General features: G+C 53.1%; 16 protein-coding genes and 1 pseudogene. 3 read left to right on the top strand and 14 right to left on the bottom strand.

Annotated elements, in window-relative coordinates; all coding sequences use genetic code 11:
- Positions 1-61: 61 nt before the first annotated feature.
- Positions 62-1126 (bottom strand): glycoside hydrolase family protein, encoded by a 1065-nt coding sequence (locus tag SCARR_RS07095; RefSeq protein WP_136060799.1) that lies wholly within the window; start codon positions 1124-1126, stop codon positions 62-64.
- Positions 1127-1337: 211 nt separating this feature from the next.
- On the opposite strand from SCARR_RS07095, the gene SCARR_RS07100 reads away from it, so the two are divergent.
- From SCARR_RS07100 to SCARR_RS07110, 3 genes are read left to right on the top strand one after another with little or no spacing between them, the layout of a single operon-like run.
- Entirely contained in the window at positions 1338-1550 is a 213-nt protein-coding gene (locus SCARR_RS07100) for a helix-turn-helix domain-containing protein (protein WP_136060800.1), read from the top strand.
- The gene (locus SCARR_RS07105) at positions 1543-2010 is read left to right on the top strand and encodes a JAB domain-containing protein (RefSeq protein ID WP_168433082.1); all 468 of its coding nucleotides are present in this window, start codon (positions 1543-1545) and stop codon (positions 2008-2010) included. Before SCARR_RS07100 ends, SCARR_RS07105 begins: the two co-directional genes overlap by 8 nt.
- A 5-nt stretch (positions 2011-2015) precedes the next feature.
- The gene (locus SCARR_RS07110; RefSeq protein ID WP_136060802.1) at positions 2016-3056 is read left to right on the top strand and encodes a Fic family protein; all 1041 of its coding nucleotides are present in this window, start codon (positions 2016-2018) and stop codon (positions 3054-3056) included.
- A 252-nt stretch (positions 3057-3308) separates the two neighbouring features.
- Here SCARR_RS07110 and SCARR_RS07115 read toward each other — a convergent pair whose 3' ends face one another.
- From SCARR_RS07115 to SCARR_RS07175, 13 genes and pseudogenes are all read right to left on the bottom strand, one after another.
- The gene (locus SCARR_RS07115) at positions 3309-4238 is read right to left on the bottom strand and encodes an alpha/beta hydrolase (protein ID WP_168433083.1); all 930 of its coding nucleotides are present in this window, start codon (positions 4236-4238) and stop codon (positions 3309-3311) included.
- Positions 4239-4271: 33 nt separating this feature from the next.
- Positions 4272-5675 (bottom strand): sulfatase, encoded by a 1404-nt coding sequence (locus tag SCARR_RS07120; protein ID WP_342803687.1) that lies wholly within the window; start codon positions 5673-5675, stop codon positions 4272-4274.
- Positions 5676-5725: 50 nt separating this feature from the next.
- Entirely contained in the window at positions 5726-6415 is a 690-nt protein-coding gene (locus SCARR_RS07125; RefSeq protein ID WP_342803688.1) for an SGNH/GDSL hydrolase family protein, read from the bottom strand.
- 59 nt (positions 6416-6474) lie between these two features.
- Positions 6475-7524, bottom strand: coding sequence for a glycoside hydrolase family protein (locus tag SCARR_RS07130; RefSeq protein WP_222846211.1), 1050 nt, complete (start codon positions 7522-7524; stop codon positions 6475-6477).
- 20 nt (positions 7525-7544) lie between these two features.
- Complete coding sequence (locus SCARR_RS07135) at positions 7545-9083, bottom strand: sulfatase family protein (RefSeq protein WP_136060807.1); 1539 nt, start codon at positions 9081-9083, stop codon at positions 7545-7547.
- Between the two features lie 12 nt (positions 9084-9095).
- Positions 9096-11090, bottom strand: a complete 1995-nt coding sequence (locus tag SCARR_RS07140; protein ID WP_136062129.1) for a DUF2961 domain-containing protein — start codon at positions 11088-11090, stop codon at positions 9096-9098.
- Between the two features lie 189 nt (positions 11091-11279).
- On the bottom strand, positions 11280-13682 hold the full coding sequence (locus SCARR_RS07145) for a hypothetical protein (RefSeq protein ID WP_222846213.1): 2403 nt from the start codon (positions 13680-13682) through the stop codon (positions 11280-11282).
- Positions 13683-13820: 138 nt separating this feature from the next.
- Positions 13821-14204 (bottom strand): annotated as a pseudogene (locus SCARR_RS07150) (DUF6786 family protein); the annotation flags it as partial.
- 183 nt (positions 14205-14387) lie between these two features.
- Entirely contained in the window at positions 14388-15320 is a 933-nt protein-coding gene (locus tag SCARR_RS07155) for a family 43 glycosylhydrolase (protein ID WP_342803689.1), read from the bottom strand.
- 55 nt (positions 15321-15375) lie between these two features.
- Positions 15376-16116 (bottom strand): SGNH/GDSL hydrolase family protein, encoded by a 741-nt coding sequence (locus SCARR_RS07160; RefSeq protein WP_136060810.1) that lies wholly within the window; start codon positions 16114-16116, stop codon positions 15376-15378.
- An 11-nt stretch (positions 16117-16127) separates the two neighbouring features.
- Entirely contained in the window at positions 16128-19166 is a 3039-nt protein-coding gene (locus SCARR_RS07165; RefSeq protein WP_136060811.1) for a glycoside hydrolase family 2 TIM barrel-domain containing protein, read from the bottom strand.
- Positions 19167-19248: 82 nt separating this feature from the next.
- The gene (locus SCARR_RS07170) at positions 19249-21270 is read right to left on the bottom strand and encodes a serine/threonine-protein kinase (protein ID WP_136060812.1); all 2022 of its coding nucleotides are present in this window, start codon (positions 21268-21270) and stop codon (positions 19249-19251) included.
- Positions 21267-21875: an RNA polymerase sigma factor gene (locus tag SCARR_RS07175; protein ID WP_136060813.1), complete on the bottom strand. Its 609-nt coding sequence runs from the start codon at positions 21873-21875 to the stop codon at positions 21267-21269. The genes SCARR_RS07170 and SCARR_RS07175 overlap by 4 nt, the downstream gene beginning before the upstream one ends.
- Positions 21876-22426: the final 551 nt, after the last annotated feature.

Consider the following 22426-nt stretch of genomic DNA (forward strand, 5'->3'; position numbering starts at 1 on the left):
TTTCTATATTAAAAAAATGCATCTAATTCTCCAACCTAAGGTGCTGTCGTTTCATTGGCATCTACTTTGAACCGGAGCGGGACTTATTCGGGCTTTTGATTCGAAAAAGGCAGGAGTGACTGCCCCTTCCACCATTCAGATTTACGCCCGATGCAACATAGAGATACGTCGGGTGTCCATCCTGCAGAAGCACCTGCGGACGCTCCATCTTCTTACTGCGCAGCACCTTGGCTTTGGCAAGCAACGGCGCATCCAGATACTGACTCATTTTATCGTAACCCAGCATGGGCTCAGAAAAATGAATTCCATCGTCCGATGGCCAGAGATAGCCGGTTCCTGCTTTGTTGTGCGTGGTCAGAAGATAGACCTTTCCATTCTCACAAAAGGCATACCCATCCTCAATCGTCGTTGAGTTGCTCGTCAACGGTTCAGGCATAAATTTATAGGGTCCGTCAACCTGATCAGCAACCGCAACACCCATACGACGAACATCACCTTTTACCATCGCCTTGTAATACAGCAAAAAACGACCGTCAGGATGTGCTAAGAGCGCGGGATTATTCACCCCGACCGTTGATTGATAACTCCAGATGGAAGGGTCGGTCGGAGGCGCAAGAATCATCCCGTTATCCCCCGCCTTTTTCCAGGGGCCTTCGGGACGATCGGCAATCATCATTCCGATCCGCTGCGATGCAACCTGTTCACTTTTCACTCCGCCGGCATTGGCGATGTAGGTGAGCACATAGCGGCCGGCCACTTTCTGTATCGTGGGATTATGCGGCGACTGGAAATCCCAGGCTCCTTTTTCCCCGCTCCCCTTCACCACCACCTCCTGGAATACAAAAGGGCCTTCCGGACTGTCACTCACATAGCGGGCAATTTCGCAATGGGTTAACCAGGCCTTGAATTGTTCCTTGAGGGGCCAGCGTGCAACAAAGAGATGCGTCTTTCCTTCCGGCCCGATAACCGGGCTCGACCCCCAAACATGATAGTCCGGTTCCTCAACCGCAACCCCGACATATTCCAGGCGATCCGCCCAGGAACGATCCAGATGTTCTTCCCCGGAAACCGTGAGTGCACCGATGGTAGCCAGCAGCCCCGCGAATAACATCAAGTTTATCTTCATATTTCTTTCCTATATAATTACTAAAAACTTCATTTGCATAGAGACCAAGCTGATCCAGTCCCTTCTCGAAAAACGATTCAGCATATATATACGTAAACGCCAAACCGACCTACAGTATGACAAAAATCGCACGGAACTATTTTCAATTTGCAGATGACATAACGGATGCTATATTTCCTGTTACCTATCAAGTGCGGAGGAAAGTGAAATCATGAACGATGAACAGAACAATTTTGGTGCACACGTAAAAACCGTCCGTTCGCAGCTCAAATTAAGTCAGGAAGATTTTGCTCATGCTCTTGGTGTCAGCTTCGCTACGGTGAATCGTTGGGAGAATGGCAAGACGTCACCTTCTAAATTGGCCAAAAAACAATTTGTCTCCTTCTGCAAAGAACAACGCGAAAAGGGAGCACTTCATGACTGAACGCTTTCCCATTCGAAAATGGCCTGAAGGGGAACGGCCACGAGAGAAATTGATTCAATGCGGAGCAGAGTCCCTGACTGATGCGGAACTCGTGGCGATTCTCCTTCGAGTCGGCAATGAAGGTTCTTCAGCCATCGATATGGGACGCTTACTCGTTGATGAATTGGGCGGACTTCAAGGAATCGATAGAGCACACACCGAAGAAATCATGGCAATTAAAGGGTTGGGCATTGCCAAGACCGCTCAGCTCAAAGCTGCCATCGAAATCGGGAAACGTGTGCGCAGGCTGAATGTTCTACCGATGTCGTTTGATTCCGCAGAGGCGATTGCAGCCTATTGTTACCCCAAATTTGAAGGAAAGCGCGATGAGCAGTTTATTGCCCTGTTGCTAGACGGGCAGAACAATCTTTTGGCTGAACGTTTGATTTCTGAAGGCATACCCACTCAGTCGGTCGTTTAATCATCATGAACTCATTCAACCCAAAATTCACAATCACCAACCGAATGACGTCCGCAATTACGCAGATTGAACGAGCGCGCGGATTTTTGGAAGCGGCGCGGTTGTCGGAGGACTGGGTGCGGGACATGGGCGCTGAGGCGTTGATCAAAGAGGCGCATCACACGACCCATATTGAAGGAACGCATTTGACGTTGGATCAGGCGGAGCGGTTATGGCGCGGCGAAGCCGTCCCAGAAGCTGACCCTGATGATACACGCGAGCTATTAAATTACCGTTCTGCTTTTGAATATGTTTCTGAGTGCCTGGACAGTGGAGACCCGATCCATGAACGAATGATTCGGGAGATTCACCGAAAATTAGTGGAAGGTGTTCGTGGGGGTAAAGCCGACCCCGGCAATTATCGCCGACTTCAGAACTATGTTGCCAACGCTGCAACTGGCGAAGTCATCTATACCCCGCCTTCGGCCGTCGAAGTGCCGATCATGATGTCGGAAATGGTAAAGTGGCTGAATGCCGAGCTGGATATCCATCCCGTGCTGATAAGCGGCATCGCCCAGTTTCAACTAGTACATATCCATCCTTTTTTGGATGGCAACGGCCGCGCATCCCGTTTGCTGTCGACCCTCTGCCTGTACAAAGCTGGCTACGACTTCAAGCGCCTATTCACCATCAGCGAATACTACGACCGAGACCGGCCTACCTTCTACAAAAAGATCCAGAGCGTCCGCGAAAACAGTATGGATATGACCAACTGGCTCGACTACTTCATCACCGGTCTCGAAACCCAAATGATCGAAGTGAAAGAACGTGGAGAACAGGTCATCCGCCGTGATGTTCTTGTGCAAAAATACGGACTGAATGAGCGCCAAACAAAAGCGCTCGATTTGTTAATGAAGAGCACTTCTGTGCATATTTCTAAAGTTGAAGAACTTTGTCCCGGCGTAACCCGCCGGACTTTACAACGGGATATGAACGGCCTGATCGAGCTCAACCTTATTCGCATCACGGGTTCAGCCCGTCAATCGAATTATGAATTCATCAAATAGTATTGCGACATTTCGTGTCAGAGTATCGCGACAAATTGCGACATGGCCTCATTCAGAATCGAGCTTGCGGAATAAAAATACATGCCACGACGAGCCGGCTCTATGATTTGCGCTTCGTTGCTGTCGTTCCTCCAGCCCAGCTCGCCACTGGCTCGGTTCGTCATTTTGGAAGATGGTTACAGCAGCAGGTCACTGACTATGTTTTCACGACGAGGACCATTCCTATCAGCAACAGTCAATTTTCTGATTTAGCTATCTATTATCTGGGTCATTGTTCAGCGTAAGGACATCGTCGGAAAGCACTGGCTTTTTATCCGTCAGTCCAAAGACGTTCGCCGTATGTGCCAGCAGCGCCTCGGTGGTCGCTGTCAGATACGGTTCTTTATTACAGAAAGCGTGTCCGGCCCCTTCATAGACCAGCACCTCGGCCGCACCGCCCTTTTTGCGCAGGGCCTCTGCAAACCGGTATGACTGCCGGATATCAATCGTGGTATCAGCTGTGCCGTGGTAGAGAAATGTGTCCGGCGGCGGTGTCTTAATATTGTACAGAGCAGAGGCCGCCTTTTTTTCCTTTTCGGTCGTGCCGGTATAGTTTCCGCCACCGAAACGACTGCGATCCCGGTTGAAGGCATCAAACAATCCGTTATACCCGTCGTAGCAGATGCACTCCGGCGTCATCTGGGCCGCAAGGGCCGAAAGGTGCCCGCCCGCCGAACTGCCCGCTAATCCGACCCTGGAAAAATCGAGGTTCAACTCGGCAGCATGCTGTCGGACATAATCAATGGCATCCATGACATCGCTGAGGGCCTCTGTAACTTTCGCACCCTGACTTTTCCAGCGGTATTCCAGACGCACCCCGGCCATTCCGTGTTCTGCCAAGACAAACGACTGATGTGTAAATACGGACTTGCTGCCGGAAACCCAGCCGCCGCCATGAACATAGAAGACCACCGGGAACGGTCCGCCTTCCTTCGGGCGTTCGATCCGAAAATCCAGTTCCAACATACGGCCATCCGGAAGCGAAACCGTTTTGAAAACGATTTTATCCGAGCTGACATCAGGATATTTCGCCTGATATTCAGCGGCAGCTTTTTCGGCAACTGCCTGTTGTTTTTCCCAGGTGGCTCCGCCATAGGCGACCACTGAAACCAGCACAAAACAACTCAACCAGATCCTCTTCATCGTCGTCCGCATCCGTTAGCTTCTTTTCCGGGGTTAAGGGTGCCAAGGCGCGTTTCCGTCTTTCTCGCGAAGAAACTGAGCATCGACCGATTCATACCAGGCATGCAGGCGCTTGCGCATCTGTTCCACCTTCTCAGGATATTTCGCGGCTAGATCGTTCTGCTCGCCGATATCCTGTTTCAAATCATAGAGGTGCACCTGCCCGTCTTCATAGCGTTCCACCAGCTTATAGTCTCCCTCTCGAATGGCCCCGCCGGGAAAACCGCCCTGATTCGCATAATGCGGATAATGCCAGAAAAGCGATTCCCGGTTCAGCGTCCCGCCCTTGAGCGCCGGCAGAATATTGATCCCGTCAATTTCGTGTTTCACGTCAGCTCCTGCAACCGCCGCGACCGTCGGGAACAGATCGATTGAGCAGATCGGTTCGGTACTGATCGAATTGGGGCGAGTGACCCCGGGATAGCGTACGATCCACGGCTCGCGAATGCCGCCTTCGTAGACCCATCCCTTCCCGCCGCGCAACGGAAGGTTGCTCGTCGGCGATCCTTCCGAAGTGGAAAGCCCCCCGTTATCGGAGGTGAAAATAACGATCGTACGGTCTGCCACGCCCGAATCTTCCAACTGTTGGAGAACCGTTCCGACCGCTTCGTCCATCGCCTCCACCATGGCGGCATAAACCGCGTGCTTCTGCAGCACGCGAACGTTGCGAGGCTTGTTCGTCGGCCATACCTGCTCTTCTTCAGCAAATCCATCACCGGAAATTTTTGCGGCTTTCTTTTTATATTTCGCCTCGAGATCGGGGCGCCCCATCAGGGGCGTATGTACGGAATAGAATGCGAGATACGCGAAGAAGGGGTTGTCTTTATTCTGCTCAATGAAGCCTGCGGTTTCCCGCACCAACCGAGCAGGAAGATGTTCCCCATCCGGGCTCTCTTCCTTGATTTCCGGATTTTTGAACGGTGCGAAATATCTTCCCCCTGTATAAGGTCCGCCCTTTTTCCACCCGCCAATGTTGACGTCGAAGCCCCGGTTCTGGGGATAGTACTCCTCGGATTCCCCCAGATGCCATTTTCCGGCATAGAAGGTGGCATAGCCCTTGGCCTTCAACGCCTGTGCGATGGTGATTTCATCCAGCGGCATATTGTCGTTAAAAGGGGCTGGATTGAATTTTTCCGCCCGGTTTTTCCCCCCAAAGAACTGGGTCGCACGTGCACGGGTAGGATATTTCCCCGTCATCAGGCTGTAGCGCGTTGGCGAACAAACCGGATTGGCCGCATAGCCATCTGTAAAGCGCATACCCGACTTTGCCAAACGGTCAATATTCGGCGTGTCATAAAAACAGTTCGGATTGTTGGCCCCCACGTCCATGTAGCCCAGGTCATCAACCAGAAAGACCACCACGTTCGGCAACGCAGCGCGTGCAGACATGGTTGCCATGAAACAAAAAATAACGAACCCAACATATGCTTTCATTTTAAATCCCTTCCTCATTCTGAAATTACCGCAGCTATCTCCTGAGCAACTTTACCAGCCAGATAGATATACCCCTCATTCGTAAAATGGACATCCCCTTTTTTCTTCTGTACCTCAGGGAGCTTTAAAAGCGCATGGGAGTGAAGATCATTTATCCGGATGCCATGCTTAATCGCAATCTCTTCAACAATCCCATTGTACCTGATTTCATCTCCGACCTTACGACCCGCTTCAAATTCCGGTACAGGAGTTGTTGTGCACCAAATCAGCACGGCATCCGTCTGCTTCAACCGGGCCACAATCGCGTCCATGCTCTTTCGATATTGCTCCGGCGTCGCAGTCAGCGATCCCTTTTCTTTATCCCGATGCCCCTGGTTTTTTGATTCCGGGTTCCGGTAGCAGATATCCCAAAGGCCCCAGTTGAAATGGATGACATCCCATTTGCGCTTACCCAACCACTGGTCCAGGTTTTCCACGCCGAAAGCGGCATACTTTCCATTGGTTGGAATGCGGAACACATCGGCCCTTCCCTTTAGTTTCTTGCGCACATCGACCGTGTAGCCAATAGATATTGAATCCCCGATCAACAGGATATCCGGACGGGCCGGATCATCCTCCGGGTTAGCAAAAGCCTTGGAAAATTCCTTCCCTGTATACAGCTCGGTCTGACTGGCCAGACCTTCAGCTCCACGACTATTCAACACAGTTGCCATGAGCAGGAATATGCAACAATGATGTTTTAAAGCGTCATGCATATCATTAATCAACGCTTCTTCATCCTGAACACATGTGAGCAACTGCCGTATCCGTCCCGGGTGCTGATTCCGGTCGCCATATAAACATAGGCGGGCTCTCCATCAATCATCAGGATCTGCGGACGTTCCAGACGGCCGGAATAGTCCTTCACCTTAGCCGGCGGCCGATATTTCGTGCCGTTTTTCAGAGCTGCAGTGCCGACATAATGCGACAAAGGTTTAAAGGACAGCTCCACATCGCCCTTCGGGAACCAGAAACCATCCTCGGACCTCCAAAGGAGACCGCCGCCGTGAGAGCCCCCCTTTATATGCCCGAAATTGCGACTAAGCAGGTAAACCGTGTCGTCCATCGTAAACGCATAGGCATCTTCGATCCCTCCGTCCGTCACCTTTTTCGGATGATTTTTATAAGGTCCTTCAAGTTTAGACGACACCGCGACACCGTAGGTGTAACCGCCCTTTGGAATGACGGATTTTATGTAGAGCATGTATTTGCCGTTGAATTTGATCAGCGACGGATTCGAGACCCCCAGCTTTGCGGTATGATTCCAATCATTGGAATCCGCTGACTTGCGCAGAATGGTTCCGTCCTCTTCCGCCCCCGCAGCGGGTTGCCACGTATCGTTCAGATCATCGGCCACTAACATGATGATGCGCTGGGTCTTCAGCTTGTCGTTTTCATTCACGATAAAGCAGAGCACATATTTTCCGTCCATGTGCTGAATGGTCGGGTTATGCGGCGCGTTGAAGGTGCCGTCCTGATCCGCTACGGCCACACGAACAAACTCGAACGGCCCTTCCGGCTTATCGCCCACATAGTGTGCAATTCCGCAGTCTTTATACCATCCATTAAAATTGGGCTGTGAATCAAACGGCCACCGCGCCACATAGACGTGAACCTTTCCATCAGGACCGATTACCGGCGATGAACCCCAGACATGCATGCCCTCCGTCTGCACCGCTGGCCCCACATACTCAAAATCAAATCCAGCGGGCTGCGCCAAAGCCAGTATGGGCAGCACGAACAAACAGATCAGCAGTGTTTTCATTTTCATCATTATCTCCATCGAGTGCTCCCTTATTTTTTCTTTTCCGTCTCGGGGCCCTTGTATGTCGCCAAAAGAGCAGATAACTCCTTCGCGACCTCGGGATACTCACGATAAAGGTTGGTCGTCTGCTGCGGATCTTTTTCCAGATTATAGAGCTGAGCGGACGGCGCACCCTTTTTGATCTTGCCGTTAGCAATGTCGCTGTTTGTATAACCGGCATACGTGATGGCGGCCGGTCCCGCAAAACTATGTACACCGCGCCTGGTGCCGTTGAATCCGCCGCTGCCTTTCCCTCCGATATACATCCATTTGCCTTTGCGAACAGAGAGACAGTTGAGCTTGTTCGGTGCAATGACGAGATCCTTGCGCACTGATTCCGCCGGAGTGCCCAACAGCGCCGGCAGCATATTCACACTATCGCGCGCCTGCCCCTCCTGAATCTCCACCCCGGTCAGCGCGGCAATTGTTGCCACCATGTCGACATTGCATACGAGCTGTTTTGAAACAGAGCCTGCTTCAATTTTTCCCGGCCATTTAGCAATGAAGGGAACGCGGTGTCCCCCTTCCCATGCACCGAACTTAAAGCCGAGCAGTTCACCATTGAGGTGGTGCCCCACGTCCCAGGCATCCTGAGCGGTAACGTTAAACATGCCGCCATTGTCGCTGGTAAAAATAACGAGCGTATTGTCGGCCACGCCCTGCTCTTCGAGCGTCTTCATCACCTCGCCCACAATCCAGTCGAGTTCATGGACAAAGTCGCCATAGAGACCACACTCGCTGGTTCCCTGAAAACGGGGAGCCGGAGTAAAGGGGTGATGAATATTCGTAGTGGCCAGATAGAGGAAGAAGGGTTTCTTCTTCCGGGCTTTAATCCACTCGACCGCTTTTTCGGTCAGCTTCGTTCCCACAAAATAATCGTCATAAAGCGCGTGAGACGCGTCGGCTCCACCGATCTCGTCGAGCCTCATTTTTTCATGAATCTCCTGGGTCTTTGCTTTTTTGCCATAGACAAAAGGATCCTCCGGCAGCAGCCCCACGACCCGATGGTTTTCAACATAAACAAACGGAGGGTGGCTGTTTACCGTCGGCACACCGAAATAATAATCAAAGCCGAGCTCAAGCGGCCCCGGCTTCAACTCGCCGTTCCAATCGGGCGTTTTTTCACCAAACCCCAAATGCCACTTGCCGATACAGGCGGTCGCATAGCCGGCTTCCTTAATGACATCGGCCAATGTCTGCCGTTCTGCATCAATCACCAGGCCGCTTTTCAGGAAGACGGGACTGCGAAGATTTCTCCGATGCGGATAGTCGCCCGTCAGCAGGGCATAGCGCGAAGGCGTACAAACCGCAGAGGCCGAATGCGCATCGGTAAAGCGGCGGCCTTCGACGGCAAGCTTATCAATATTCGGCGTTTTCAACTTGGTTGCTCCATAGCAACTCAGATCGCCGTAACCGAGATCATCGGTAAAAATCAAAACAATGTTGGGAGATTGTTCCGCAATCACGGCTCCCGCCAACAGCAAGAGGGCATGCAATAAGACTCGTATTTTCAGTGCAGCGTGTTTCATACGATTTCTCAACTATTTCGCTTCAACCAGCGTCACACAATCGAGACCGAAGAACGTTCCTTTGCTTTTCGAGTTCACCCCAACCAATTCGATGCGCAGCACATAGGCGCTGTCGACCGGATCGAAGGCTCCCAGCTCGATCGCTCCGGACGGAACCGGCTTGGCGGCATACAAATCTACATCCACACCGGCAGGTTTGCCGTTCACGGAGATACGCAAAATACCGAAGTCCTTTGATTTCGTGGCATGCAGGGTCAACTTTTCAGCAACCGGACTGGCGGCCGGGATGCGAATCTCAATCCCATCGCCAATCCGGGCGTTCCTGAACAGCAGATGATTCCCTGAGTTCCATGCCCCCTTGAGCTTCATCTTTTTCAAATCCTGCGGTTTGAGTACGATTGTATCCGGTTTGGAAACGACAAGCTTCGGGGCAATCTCGACCGCACCCTTAAACGGTGTAGTCGCAGCTTCCGGCGCAACACCATCCATATCCGGAAGCGGCGGAACATTCAGCACCTCTTCCGGTTCCGGTTTCCGGTTGGACGTGGTATCGACGAAGCCATACCAATAAGCCCCGACGCCGTAGCCCATATCGCAATCCGTCCAGGACCAGACCTCCATATCCAGCTTCAGCGAACTGCCGAAGGGCATGGTATCTAGCGAGCGGCTGCGCGTCTCTACACTGTAGCCCATAGAATTGCGTTCATTTTCGGCGGTTTTACGGTTCAGCTTGTTATATTTATACGCCATTGGCTGTGCGTGGAATGGGTGCTCATAAAAGTCCGTGCTCTGCCCTCCCCATGAATAGGCGTAGTAGTCCTCCGTTCCCGTGCCGAAGAGTGACGGAAAACCTTCCCCGTCGACCCAGATTTTTTCGTCGCCTTCGCCCCACCATCTCGCAACCGGATTCATGATGGTCAGGGTATCGCCGACATACACGCCTCGGCCCTTAAGCGCAACATAGTTCCAATCCGAATACGGGCGTGTCGGAACAGGATACTGCCCGCGCCAGCCCGCGTGGAAATACATAGAACGATCATCCCAGGCCCACTCCCCGGTTTTGACTTCCAGTTCAGCATCCACCGGAGCACCACTGAGGTTCAGCAGCGAAACCTTGCCGCCCTTTTGGTAGGGCATAACCCAGCGGCAACTCATGGTTCCGTTTTCCGCCACCGTGCGGTACCAGCCCTGCACCGGATTCAGGCCGATTCCCGAACCAAAAAAATCCCCAATTGGACACCATACCGTTTCCTTTCCGTCAAATTCCATCTTGAGAATGACCTGACGCGTCACATCTAGATTCTCATAACTGCCCAGCTTCACTGTAAGTTCCCGCACAGAAGCCCCGCCCGCCGGAAGCTCAATCGATTTCTCTTCCTGACTTACCAGCTTGGCACTGAAACGAAGCGGCTCACCCGCACCGGATGCGACCGGGTTCAAGAGTGCCTTGCCCGTAGTTTCGGTCAAACCCCTGGCCGCCTCAAAATCATCCATCGTGAAGGTTTTGATCGGTGTACTTTCATCATATTCACGAAACGTGAAAATATAGAAAAACGGCATTTTATCCGTGGTGACCTTGCAGCTTTTCGCATAGGGAATCGGAAAAAAGTTTACAGATGACCGTAGGGACGGATGGGCAAAAGGATATGGAATTATACCCGTCCCATCAAACATGCCCAGCATGTTGCCCTCAAGCGCCGGCTCATCGGAACCGTCCAGATAGATCTTCATGTTAATGCCGGCACCGCCGTTCTTAGGATTTCGCCAAGGCATCCACGTGCGCACGATCGCGCCCGGCCCCTGATGATCCATCAATACCCATTCTTTTTGTCCGTTGTTTTCTTCGATGCGAATAAAACTGTCATGCTTGTCGTTCGTATTGTTGTCCTTGTTGTTAAACCACCCCTCAGGATCATCCGGCGTCTTGGACGCCCGATTGTAGCTGCTGTGCTGCTTCAGTCGGAAATCCGCTTCCGGATAACGCGCCACGGCATAGCGGTCCACCATCTCGTTCAAGAGCGATTCAACCGAAACAGGCTCTCCGGCCCCAACCGAGGAGAACGCACTCACCGACAGCAGGAATGCCGTGGCTGCAATCATTAGTCTTTTACACATCATCCATTCTCCAAGTGTTCGTTAACGCATCACACAACGCAAGCGGCGGGCGACCGGATTACTCTCTTCAAACCCCCAGGTTTATTCATAAACAAACCATGTTATGGCGGTGGTATCGTGGTCGCTCGTTGCCCGTACCCAGTAAGCGCTGAAGGCTTCAGGAAATTCATGTAAAACCATTTCACCGGCTTTCACCTCGAAGGTCTTGTATGGAACCCACAGACCCGTTCCGTCGATATCGACTTCCAGCGTGATGCGCGTTGCAGTGGAAGCGGAAAGTTTGACGCTCTTTTTGTCGTAGGCGGTCATGATATACGGATCGGACGGGACGCCGGCCTTGACGGCGGTATCTTTCCACGGGCCGCCTTCGCCACGTGGCTTGCCGAGCTTCCAAAGGTCGTCGACCACCCCCGCCCAGACGGCGGCTTTCCCATCGGCGCTGCGGAAGATATGCCCGTCTGCTGCGCCGTCATTGAGGCCAGTGAACAAAAGCAGTCCGTTGTGGGAGCAAAAATCGTGGATGGCCAGGTTATGCGTGGCGACAGGTCGAATCTTAGCCATGCCCTGCGCGTTACGCGCGGGCAGTTCGTAGAAGGTGCCGTGCAGGTTGAGCAGATCGCGCTCCGTGGCCACTTCGCGGCAGACACGTGAGCCGTCTTCCGAGAAGGCATCGCTCTTCGGAAAACGGTAACGTTTACCGTCCTCTTCCATGATGGCCGATGCGGCATCGACGCTGAACGCCTTGGCAGGCTGGGCGACTGCTTTGATCAATTCTGCAGCCTTTTTGTCGTCATTGACTTTAGTGAATTCCATTTTCGGATTCAGTTCATAGTACCCGCCGTCGGCAAGGGCAAGACCTAGCCTATTGTACGCAAGGCTGCGCATGACGCCGGCGGTTGCGGCATCTTTCTCCGGGATCGCAATACCGTTGAACAGCGGATCGTTTTGCGCGGTGCGCGGGTCGCGGGTGCGGTATTGGAAATGGGCGGTGACGCCCGTGGCATTTTTATTCGCCGCCAACCGAATCCATGTACCGGCTTCCTCTTCATCGAAAAAGAGAATTTCCGTGCCGTTGGGTTTCAGCGTAATGCGGCGAAGCGTTGTCCATGCGCCGGTCCCCGTTGTATCCACTTCGAGGGTGAATGTGACGGGCGAAAGCGTCGAATGCGTCAGGCAAAGCTGCCGATGGTCGTAGCCGGAGAAAAGGTAGGGATCGCTGGGCGTATTGACTTTGACCTCGTCGCGCAGCCAGACCGAGCCGCGCCCGATAACCGGGCCGAAGCCATCGAGTTGTTCCGGTTCGACGAACCAGAGGTTCGAATTGGACTGTTTCGGTGCGCCGTGCTTTGCCTTGAAAGATCGCGTGTTCAGAAACTCAGCCTTTGCCGAGTCGTCGCAACCCATCACGACGTTGTCGTTCCAACGGCAAAAGTCGCCGATCACCTTGAGGTAGTTGGAGCGCGGCGCGATGCCTGCCGAGTTTGCTTTGGAAAAGGTGGCCGGGAACTTCCAGAAGGTTCCATGCATGGTGGCGAGCAGATCGGCTTCGGCGATCTCGCGAATGCGCGGCCATTCGGTGTTCCAGCCGTGTGCGCCGTCGTAGGAGTGGCTGCCCTTCGGCAAGCGGTAAAAACTCCATCCGCCGTCTTCAAGCAACCCGAGCAGCAGCGAGCGGGCGTCCCAGCCCATGCCCCAAATGGGGTCGGTTTTCGGATTTTCACTGCCATGAATTCCATTCGGGCCCGTGAGTTCCGTGAACTGGTTGCGCCGGACGAGCTGCCAGTCGCCTTCCCCAAACCACTGCGCAAGCGCGCCGGACGGCGTTGTGGGATTCGCTTTTGCGGCTGTGCTCTTTTCGCCGTTGTTGGCATAGACCACGCGGCCTTGTCCTGAATAGAGGCCTTTGCCGTGATAGCCGGGGAGATGGGAAACAACACCGTTTTGCAAAGGCTGTTTTCTGTTCCCATCCGCAATAAGCTCCTTAACGGCCAGCGTGTTGACGTCTAAGGAATAGAGCCCTTCCTCCATTGTGGCGTAATAGATTTTTCCGGAGGGATCGGTTAGGTGCCGCGCATTTCCAGTGAGGCGGCCGGGCATATTTTTCACAGGAATGACTCGAACGTCCCCTTCCCCACTGATGACATACGGCCCAATAAAGAGCTGGTTGGACTCTTTATGAATCATGCGGTTGGCGGGGGTGCCACCGATGCTTTCGGGGCGGATGGTCTGTTTCAGGTCGGGGGCAATTTCATAGAGCTTGTCGGAAGAGCCATTGGGCATGTGCGGACCATAGGTGATCGCCCATAATTTGCCCGCCCACGGAACGACCGCGCCCGAACCGCATTCGCCATGTTTGTTGAACATCGTCAAGTGCGGATAGACGCCCGAAATATTAAGGGGTTCCTGTTTAGCAAAAGAACTGCCGATCAGGCTTAACAGAGCCACTGAACCGACGACGGTTTTGATTCGTGTTTCCATTTTCATTATTCCCGCTTTCTCCAATCAGTTGGGCAGCACAATTGGGCGGCAGAATAATTTTCACTGCTCCAGAGTTTGAAATTATTTTGCCCTAAAATCATTCTGCCTAACCCTTCTGCTTCTAAGTTGCGTTTTAAGTAGTAGTTAGTGATTTGCCGCTTTGATTTTCTCCAACCCCACACCCAGCATGCGACGGGCGATGGGGTCGAGCAGCTTTTCCGAACTTTGGAAGTGCAGGGTTCGCTGGACGTGCTTCATGGTTTCGCCGGGTTTGAGCGCAGTGGCGGGCGATGAGGTTTCGATTTCATAGAACGGCCCCAGCGGCGGCTTGCCCGGTTCCGGCGATCCGTCGTTGTACGAGTTGATCACATCGCCCTTATAGGGTTCCTTTTGGTGCTCCCACATGGAATTCACGAATCCGTTGGGCGCCGCCTGCACGTTATAGGTAACGATGGTCAGCACCTGACCGTCCGCATCGCAGCTCCCGGCCACGCCCTTCGACCGCTGCGGGCTGATGCCGATCTTCCCGTCATCGAACCAGGCCGGAACCGGCATCTGCTGCAACGACTCCCAACTGCCGTCATACGACTTCAACGGATTGCTTTCGCGGGGCCGAAGGATCATGGCATGACCGCCGCCCGAGGCCATTTCCGCGAACAAATTCGCCGTGGCCAGTGCACTCGCCATTACAATGACAAACGAAGCCTTCATCTATTCTCCTGCGACAAGGTCAAACCGCCGAATAAACGGAAGTTGTCCTTTTGCTTTTCCAATCTCGACGCCCCATTTCGGGAGGTCGCCGGTACCGCTCTGCGTGAACGCCTCGGGACGATAGGCACCGCCGGCCCATGGTCCGTTTTTAACATCATGGGTTTTTGAAAAATGAACCCCATCTTCAGCATACTGGATCGTATTCTTGATATGCTTCGGACCGGTCGTGCCGATCATGGCGGCAACGCCTTTGCCCTGCGGCCAAACCAGCACTTCGTGGTTGCCGGAAATCACCGGATTAGCCTCGTGCCTCACATAAGGGCCCTGCGGATGATCCGCAATCGCCAGACCCATTTGGGTTTGCCCCGGACCTTTTCCCAACTGCCGTCCTTTGTAATAAAACCAATATTTTCCATCGCGCACGATCAAGCAGGCATCATCGATGAGGTGACTGTCAAAATCCTCCGGCTTATCGCTGTTTTTCAACGCCGGATTGGTGGCGAGCCGCTCCCATGGACCATCGGGTGAATCCGATACCGCGATGCCGATTTTTGAATCCGGATTATAGCCCTTTTCAAACTTTCGCGACACCCCAGTGTAGAACAACCAATATTTCCCCTCGGCAACAAGAATATTGGGCGTAAACACGCTTTCCCCTTCCCAACTTCCGGGCTCGCCTTTCGCGAGGGCCATTCCTTTTTCCGTCCAGACATGGCCATCCGGTGAAGTCGCGTACCAGACGGTCGCATCATAGCCGGGAGCAATTTTTCCTTTTGAATACCAGACATAGTAGAGGTCGCCGACCTTGATGATGTCGCTCGGGTCACGGCGCATAACGCCCTTTTCCTGCCCAATACCCTCCAAAGGGGAATGGGTTATTTCAACGGTTCCAGTTGCATCGTTCGCAGACAACCCCGTGGATGCAAACACCATGGTGATGAGCAATATTCCAAATAATTCAACCATCAACTTATTCCTTATTTATTCGCTATTCAGACAGTGTCGTAGAAACTTCAAGGACAACCTTCTCTGCCAAATAACTGTAGCCCTGTGCGGAGAAATGGACATCGCCTTTTTTCTGCTGAATCTCCGACAACCGCAAGAGCGCATACGCATGCAGGTCATTGATCGAGATCCCATGCTTCTTCATGATTTTTTCAGCAATCAAATTGCATTTGATTTCATCCCCCGCTTTTCGGCCAGCCTCACACTCCGGGACGGGAGTCGTCGAGCACCAGATTAGTTTTGCATCCGTTTTCCGAAACCGGGAAACAATCTTTTCCATGCTCTGCCTGTATTGATCCGGGGTGGCGGTCAGCGTTCCGCTCACCTTATCCCGGTGTCCCTGGTTTGTTGATTCCGGATTCCGGTAGCAGATATCCCACAGCCCCCAGTTGTAATGAATGACATCCCAGGACCGACCTCCAAGCCACAGGTCCAGGTTGTCCAAGCCATATGCAGCAAATTTTCCATTGGTTGGAATTCGGTACACATCGGCCTTTCCCTTCAGCCGTTTCCGAACTTCGACCGTGTAGCCGATGGATATCGAGTCCCCGATCAATAAGACGTTGGGTCGTTCAGGATCATCCGGCGGATTAACGAATGCCTTCGAGAACTCCTTTCCGGCATACAGTTCTTCCCGGCTGGCCAACTCTTCCGCGCCAGTTGCCCGGAACGTCGTCACCAACAGAAACGTTCCGCACACTAGTGTTTGAATAGACTGATTCATAAACCTGCCCCTTATCGAACCGTGATTTCGTCGATATACATCCCGCCGCTTTCCACCGTGGTGAGCCGAATTGTGTTAGCACCGCGTCCGAGCGGAATCTTGACGGTGACGGTCTTCCAGTCCGAGCCCCAGTCCTTCGTATTAGGGAGCAGCAGTTTTTCCTTAATCGTTTTCCCGTTCACGGTTAACTTGAACGCACGTCCTGGACGCCCTTCGGCTTTTCCGCTGTAGCGGATCGTGAGATCCGCCATGCCGGCATCGCCGTCGTTTTCCTGGTACCATTCCACATAGGCGCCCTTGGTATGGCCAAAATCAACGAACCCTCTTCCATTGAAGTTTTTTCCTTTGGAAGCAATCCGCGCACCATTAAGCGTTGCGTCCTCAGCCTGATCGCCCCCAAGCCCGGCCGTGGTCTGCACCTCATTCCATACAAAGCCTTCGTCGGCCGCGAAGCGTTCTTCCAGTGTTTGGAACGGTTTCCCACCCACCGCAACCAATGCTTTTACGGTGGTGCCCAACTCAACGGCGAAGGCCTCAGCATAGCGAATAGACTGCATGGTGGGCGCGGAGCCATCGAGCGTATAGAAAATTTCGATTCCAAGGGTTGGAAGCGGCCCGCGCAATGAAAGAAGTTGCGCATCAATGTTCACCTTATTCGAGGTCACCTGCTTCTTTTCACCAAGGATGCAACTGGCCAGCAGCGTGATATCCCCCGCTTCGCCGGTCGATTCAATATAGGCGCGCGTCAAGCCGTAGAACGCAATCCGGTCCTTTGCGTCAAAATGCCTTTCAACATCAATCGGGCTGCCGTTATCGAGCGCGCGGATCCGCCCCGGGCCGATCACACGGAAATGAGTGCGGTTTTCGCCATAGGGATAAAACGCGTCCTTTTCATCCGTCGTTGTCACGCGCACCTGCACCATGTCCTTGCCTTCGGCCACGAGCGGTTCGCCATCGATCGACAACGCAATGCGCGCCGGCGCAGCGGCCGTGCGGATGATTTCCTCGACCACCACCCTGCCCTTGTTGAATCCAAGGGCCTTTAGTTCGCCGGCTTGCCACGGCACCAACCACTGGCACTGCATTTCATTCGACTTGGTTCCAGGCCGTTTTTTGCCCAGCGACTGCCCGTTGAAAAACAATTCAACCGCCTCGCAGTTGGAATAGACCCACACCGGAATCTCCGTACCCTCTTTCACCTTCGGGTGCGTCCAGTGCGGCAGAATGTGCACCATCGGCTCTTTGGTCCACTGGCTTTGGTAGAGGTAATACAAATCCTTCTCGAAGTTGGCCAGATCGATGGCCCCGCCCATGAAGGCCTTGAACGGCCAACCCCCGTGTACATAGCTGGCTTCGCCAATATAATCGTAGCCCGTCCAGCGGAACGATCCCGCATAGTTTGGAATGTCCCGGAGCTGCTCGATATTCTGACGCGAGTTCAAACGCACCGTGGCGTTGTCATAGCTGGAATTAAAAATCTGCTTGCGGTTGCTACGCCCGGCCTCGTCCGTCCAATCATTGGAAAACACTTCCTCGGCGGTCAGATCGGGAGTCTCATGAACCCCCTGCCGGGCGTTCGGATAGCCATCGCGATACCAGGTCTTTGTGCGGTAAAAGCCGCGCACCTGCCAGGTGTGCGTGTTTTCTGTGCCGATAAACACCCGGTCTTTTTTGAGCCGATTAAACCAGCCTTTTTTTTCGCTGCCCCCGTTCACCCCGAATACATCCATGAATTCTGATCCGGAGTGGCCCGACGTGACCGGGCGGGTTGGATCGAGCTCATGGCAACGCTCCACCAGATTCTTGCCGACCTTGCCATGGGTCTCGTTACCCACGCTGTAGATCACAACGGACGGATGGTTGCGGTCGCGCTTGATCCAATCGGTCAGATCGCGCTCCCACCACTCGTCAAAAAAATGTGCGCCATAGTCGTGCTTCGCTTTCTTCAGCCAGCCGTCAAAAATTTCGTCCATTACCAGCATTCCGACTTCGTCGCAAATATCGTAAAAGATCGGCGTCTGGGGATTGTGCGCCGTCCGGATGGCATTGCAGCCCATCTTTTTCAACTGCTCGATGCGGAACCGCAGCACCTTGTCCGGCACCGCAACACCTAAAGCCCCGGCATCCTGATGATTGCACACCCCCTGCAGCTTTACGTTTTTTCCGTTCAGCCACATACCGCTTTCCGGTTTCCATTCCACATCGCGAATACCGAACCGGGTGGTTGTCGCCGCGCCGATCGTTGTTCCTGCAACCTTAAGCGTTGTGACTGCTTGATACAGGTTCGGGGAATCAACGTCCCAGAAAAGCGGCGAGGAAACCTGAAACTTGAAACTTGAAACCTGAAGACCACCAGATGCGACTTTGACTGGATTGCGCTTTTTCAGCACTTCCCTGCCATTGGGATCAATAATGGAAACTTCGACCGCGATGTTCTGCATCCTTTCGGTGGCGTTGCGGATTTCCGCGTCGAGTTCAACCGTGCCACCCTTCGTGCGGATGAAAATGCCGTCGTTCGCCACATGCACCTTTTGCTTCACATCGATCCAGGTGTGGGCATAGATGCCGCTGCCGGTGTACCAGCGCGCCGAGGGCTGCTTTTCGTTGTCGGCGCGCACGGCAAAGGTGATCGTTTCCGAGCTTTGGACGATGTCGCTGATGTCGTATGCGAACGAACTCCAGCCATACGGCCGCGTGCCAAGCTTTCGGCCGTTTGCCCAGACGGTGCTGTTCATGTAGATGCCGTCGAACGCAATCTCGACGTGCTTTCCCTTCCAATCGTTGGAAACGGGAATGGTCTTGCGGTACCACCCGATGCCCGCCGGCAGATAGCCGCCACCGGCCCCCATGGGGTTATCCTTGCTGTATTCGCCCTCGATGCTCCAGTCGTGCGGAACATCAAGCACCCGCCAGCTCTCATCGTCAAAGCCCGCCTGCTCGGCGCCCGGCACATCCTGCTGGATAAATTTCCAGTCCTCGTCAAAACCCATCCGATTCGCCAAGGATGCCAAGGCTATCGAAACCGCAAAAGCCACAACCCGTTTCTTCATCTGCACAATCTCTCTTTCATACCACTCATAACGACACTCGGCATGGTTTCGGGATTGATTTCTTTAATTCGGGCAAGACCGCCTAGTCGCGAACGCTAACCTTTAGCGTCTTGGGCAAGCCCGCGAGCCGTCCTGAGGCAAACTGGTCGCGACCGACGATCAGGGTTCTCAACGATGGAAAATGGTTGATGGGCCTCAGGTCGCTGACTTTTGTTCGCCGGATATCCAGCGTCTCAAGGGGAAGGTCTTTAATCTGGTTGAGATCATGCAAGCCGGTCTCCCGCGCGTCCAGCGACTTAATGTTTAGAAAACGCAGCGGACTTTCCCCGGAGGTGTCTTCAGAAATGATCGCAAACTCTTTCAACTGGCCGCCGCGCAACAACAGTGACGCCTTGCGCGGATCATATTCAAAACGTCCTTGGGTCCACCGCTGGTTCCAACCGGACAAAACCGCCTCCACCACCTGCTCGTATCCCGTTTTGTCTTCGCGCACCGCATAATCGAAGACGAGCATCTTTTCCATCAGCGGCTTTCGTCTGAACTCCTGTTTCTTCAGATTCCCCATCAGTTCGGCCAGTTGCTCGATGCTTAACCATTCGTTGGTCTTAACGGCTTCAAACCGGAGAGATATTGGATACAAATCAGCATGAATCTTCTTGTCGGTATCGAAGTATTCATTGGCTGTGGCAAAATCCTGCATGATAAAACGGGCATAGCCGATTTGCGATCCAACATTGGCAGAGGGATCCCGGCTCGCCAGGAGTTCCAACCGTTGAATGGAAAGCTCAACGGCCTTTACGGGATCGGAATAAATGAATGTGCGGGAAAGTTCGTAGGACTCCGCTTTCAGGTTGCCCGACAAACTGCCCATCAGGCGCATATTGCGCGTCAGCTCGTCGCGGTATTGTTTGGAAGCCACCTCCGCTTCATGTCGTTTGGTTTCGGCAAGCTCGTTGGAGCGGCGGATTTCCACAATGCTGTTCTGCAGCTCACCAATGAACAGCCCCGTCGTGACCACAATAATGGTGACTGCCAGAAGCGCCACCAAACAGGCCGCCCGGTTGCGCTTGTAGAACAAAGACGCTTCCTTGATGAATCCTGCATTTTCAGCAGTGGTTGAAAAGCCGGACAGATAGCTTTTCACATCGTCGCGCAGCGCGGCCACAGATCCGTAGCGATTGACCGGCTTTAAGGCGAGGGCTTTCATAACCACCGCGTTCAGTCCTTTCGTAATGTTTTTTTTCGGGAATGCAGATGTCGGGGATACGATTTTTCCCGTAAGGGTCAGCTCTTGAATTTCTTCGGGACTTCCTTTCAAAGGCGGTTGCTGGGTTAGAATGGCGTAAAGAATGCACCCCAGAGCATAGATGTCGGTTTGAAAAGTTTTAGCGCCATTCTTCTGGAATTGCTCCGGCGCCATATAGCCGGGCGTGCCCTTCAACTCCCCGGAAAGCGTCATATTGTTGAGCAGGTCAGGATTGAACAGAATCTCGTCGAATTCCTTCCCTTCGCTCTCGTCGGAACCGATAACCTTGCCCAAACCCCAATCGCAAATAAAGACCTCGCCGAAACGCCCGATCTGGATATTGTCCGGCTTCAGATCCAGGTGCATCACCTTCTGCGAATGGGCATAGGAGATCGCGTCGCAGAGCTTGACGAAAATTTCGAGCAGCGTGATTTGCGACACCCGGTTCTTTTTAAGGACATCCGCCAGCGAATCACCCCGCTTCAAATCCATTGTAAAGAACGGCAGACCGTCCGGAGAAAGCCCAATATCGTGAACCGAAATAATGTTCGGGTGATCCAGCAGGGCCGTCAGCCGCGCTTCGCGCAGGAACGGTTCATAAAGTTCCGCAGGCGCATTCGCCCTAAGCTCCGCCATGGCCACTTGCCGCCCGGTCTTCGTGTCGAAAACCCGGCTCACCTTTTTCATCCCCCCGCGTGCCAGCACTTCCGCATCGGTATAGCGATCGCCCGAACGACGCAGTTCCGAATAGATCGCGCCTTGCGCCTCTTCTAAATCGGCAACTCCTTCTTTATAGAGCGAAGAAAGCCGACGCGCCATGTCGCCAAATTTGTTGTCTCTGGAATACTGCGTATTCACACCGACTCCAATTCGTTGCGCAAATGATGAATTTCTTTGACGAGGCGTTCCTTTACCCGGTTCTTCAGCTTGACCACCGAGTTGGGCTTTACACCGAGATGCTTGGCAATCTGTTCAGTGCTCTTCCCGTCAATGCTCATCGAGAATGCCTCGATCGCCCGTTCGGAAAACAGGGAGGAAACATTCTTCAGCGCCAATTGTACGATGTAAACTTCCCACTCTTGTTGGATAATCTTCTCCACATCCGGCTCCGTAATTACGGACATGCTACCCACCGCATCGTCCTCCGCAGCGGCGGTATGCTTACGGGTACGGCGCTGCGTTGCACGAATGTAGTCAAGCACCTGGTTGCGGATCAGGCGGCTGAGCCATGTACGGAAGCGCGCCCGATCCTTGTCGTAGATATGGTTCGGCAGGCTCTTCCAGATCTTAATTAAAATCTCCTGCGCCAGATCATCAATATCGATCGAGTACAGGTTCATTTGATGCAGCACCATATAGATAAAATCGCGGTAGTACGCCACAAACTCCTCCCAGGCCGCATGATCGTTCTGGTTCTTTGCCCGCATCAACAACGTCTGTCTAGTTTCCCACTCTTCACTCATTTAAAAACAACCTAACATGTCACAGGATTTCTGTCTCGCTAGAACCCTAACGACCTCAACAAACGAAGGAAGACATGGGCGCAACCCGTTTTACGGCAGCAACACCATCAAAGTAGCAGACGAATACTGAACCTCCACGCCACCACATCTCTGATAACTAACAAAACCAACTTAATTCACCCCCCTTTCGAGGGGGTCGTGGGGGGCGGGGCTACCATGACTCATATATGACTGATAATCAGGAGGTTACAGCCCCCCATGACAAATACATACTCAGAGGGGAAGTTTTTAACAGATTTCTCCTAAACAACAGCAACCAAGACGCTGTCTTGTACACCTTTTCGAGCGGGGAAGGGAGTTTCGAAACTCCTAAACTGCTCCTAAAAATCATTTTGACCAGAGCGGAGAACGCCAAGTAAAAACATCTTAAGAGCAACATATACAAGGACTTAAGTAAAAACTGATACAGAGGCGTGGGAATCGATAGTTCGAATCCATCCCCCGCCAGCACTTCCTCACTAGTCTTGTCGCCAAGACAATTCATACTCCCT

This window comes from Pontiella sulfatireligans (genome assembly GCF_900890705.1).
Taxonomy (GTDB): domain Bacteria; phylum Verrucomicrobiota; class Kiritimatiellia; order Kiritimatiellales; family Pontiellaceae; genus Pontiella; species Pontiella sulfatireligans.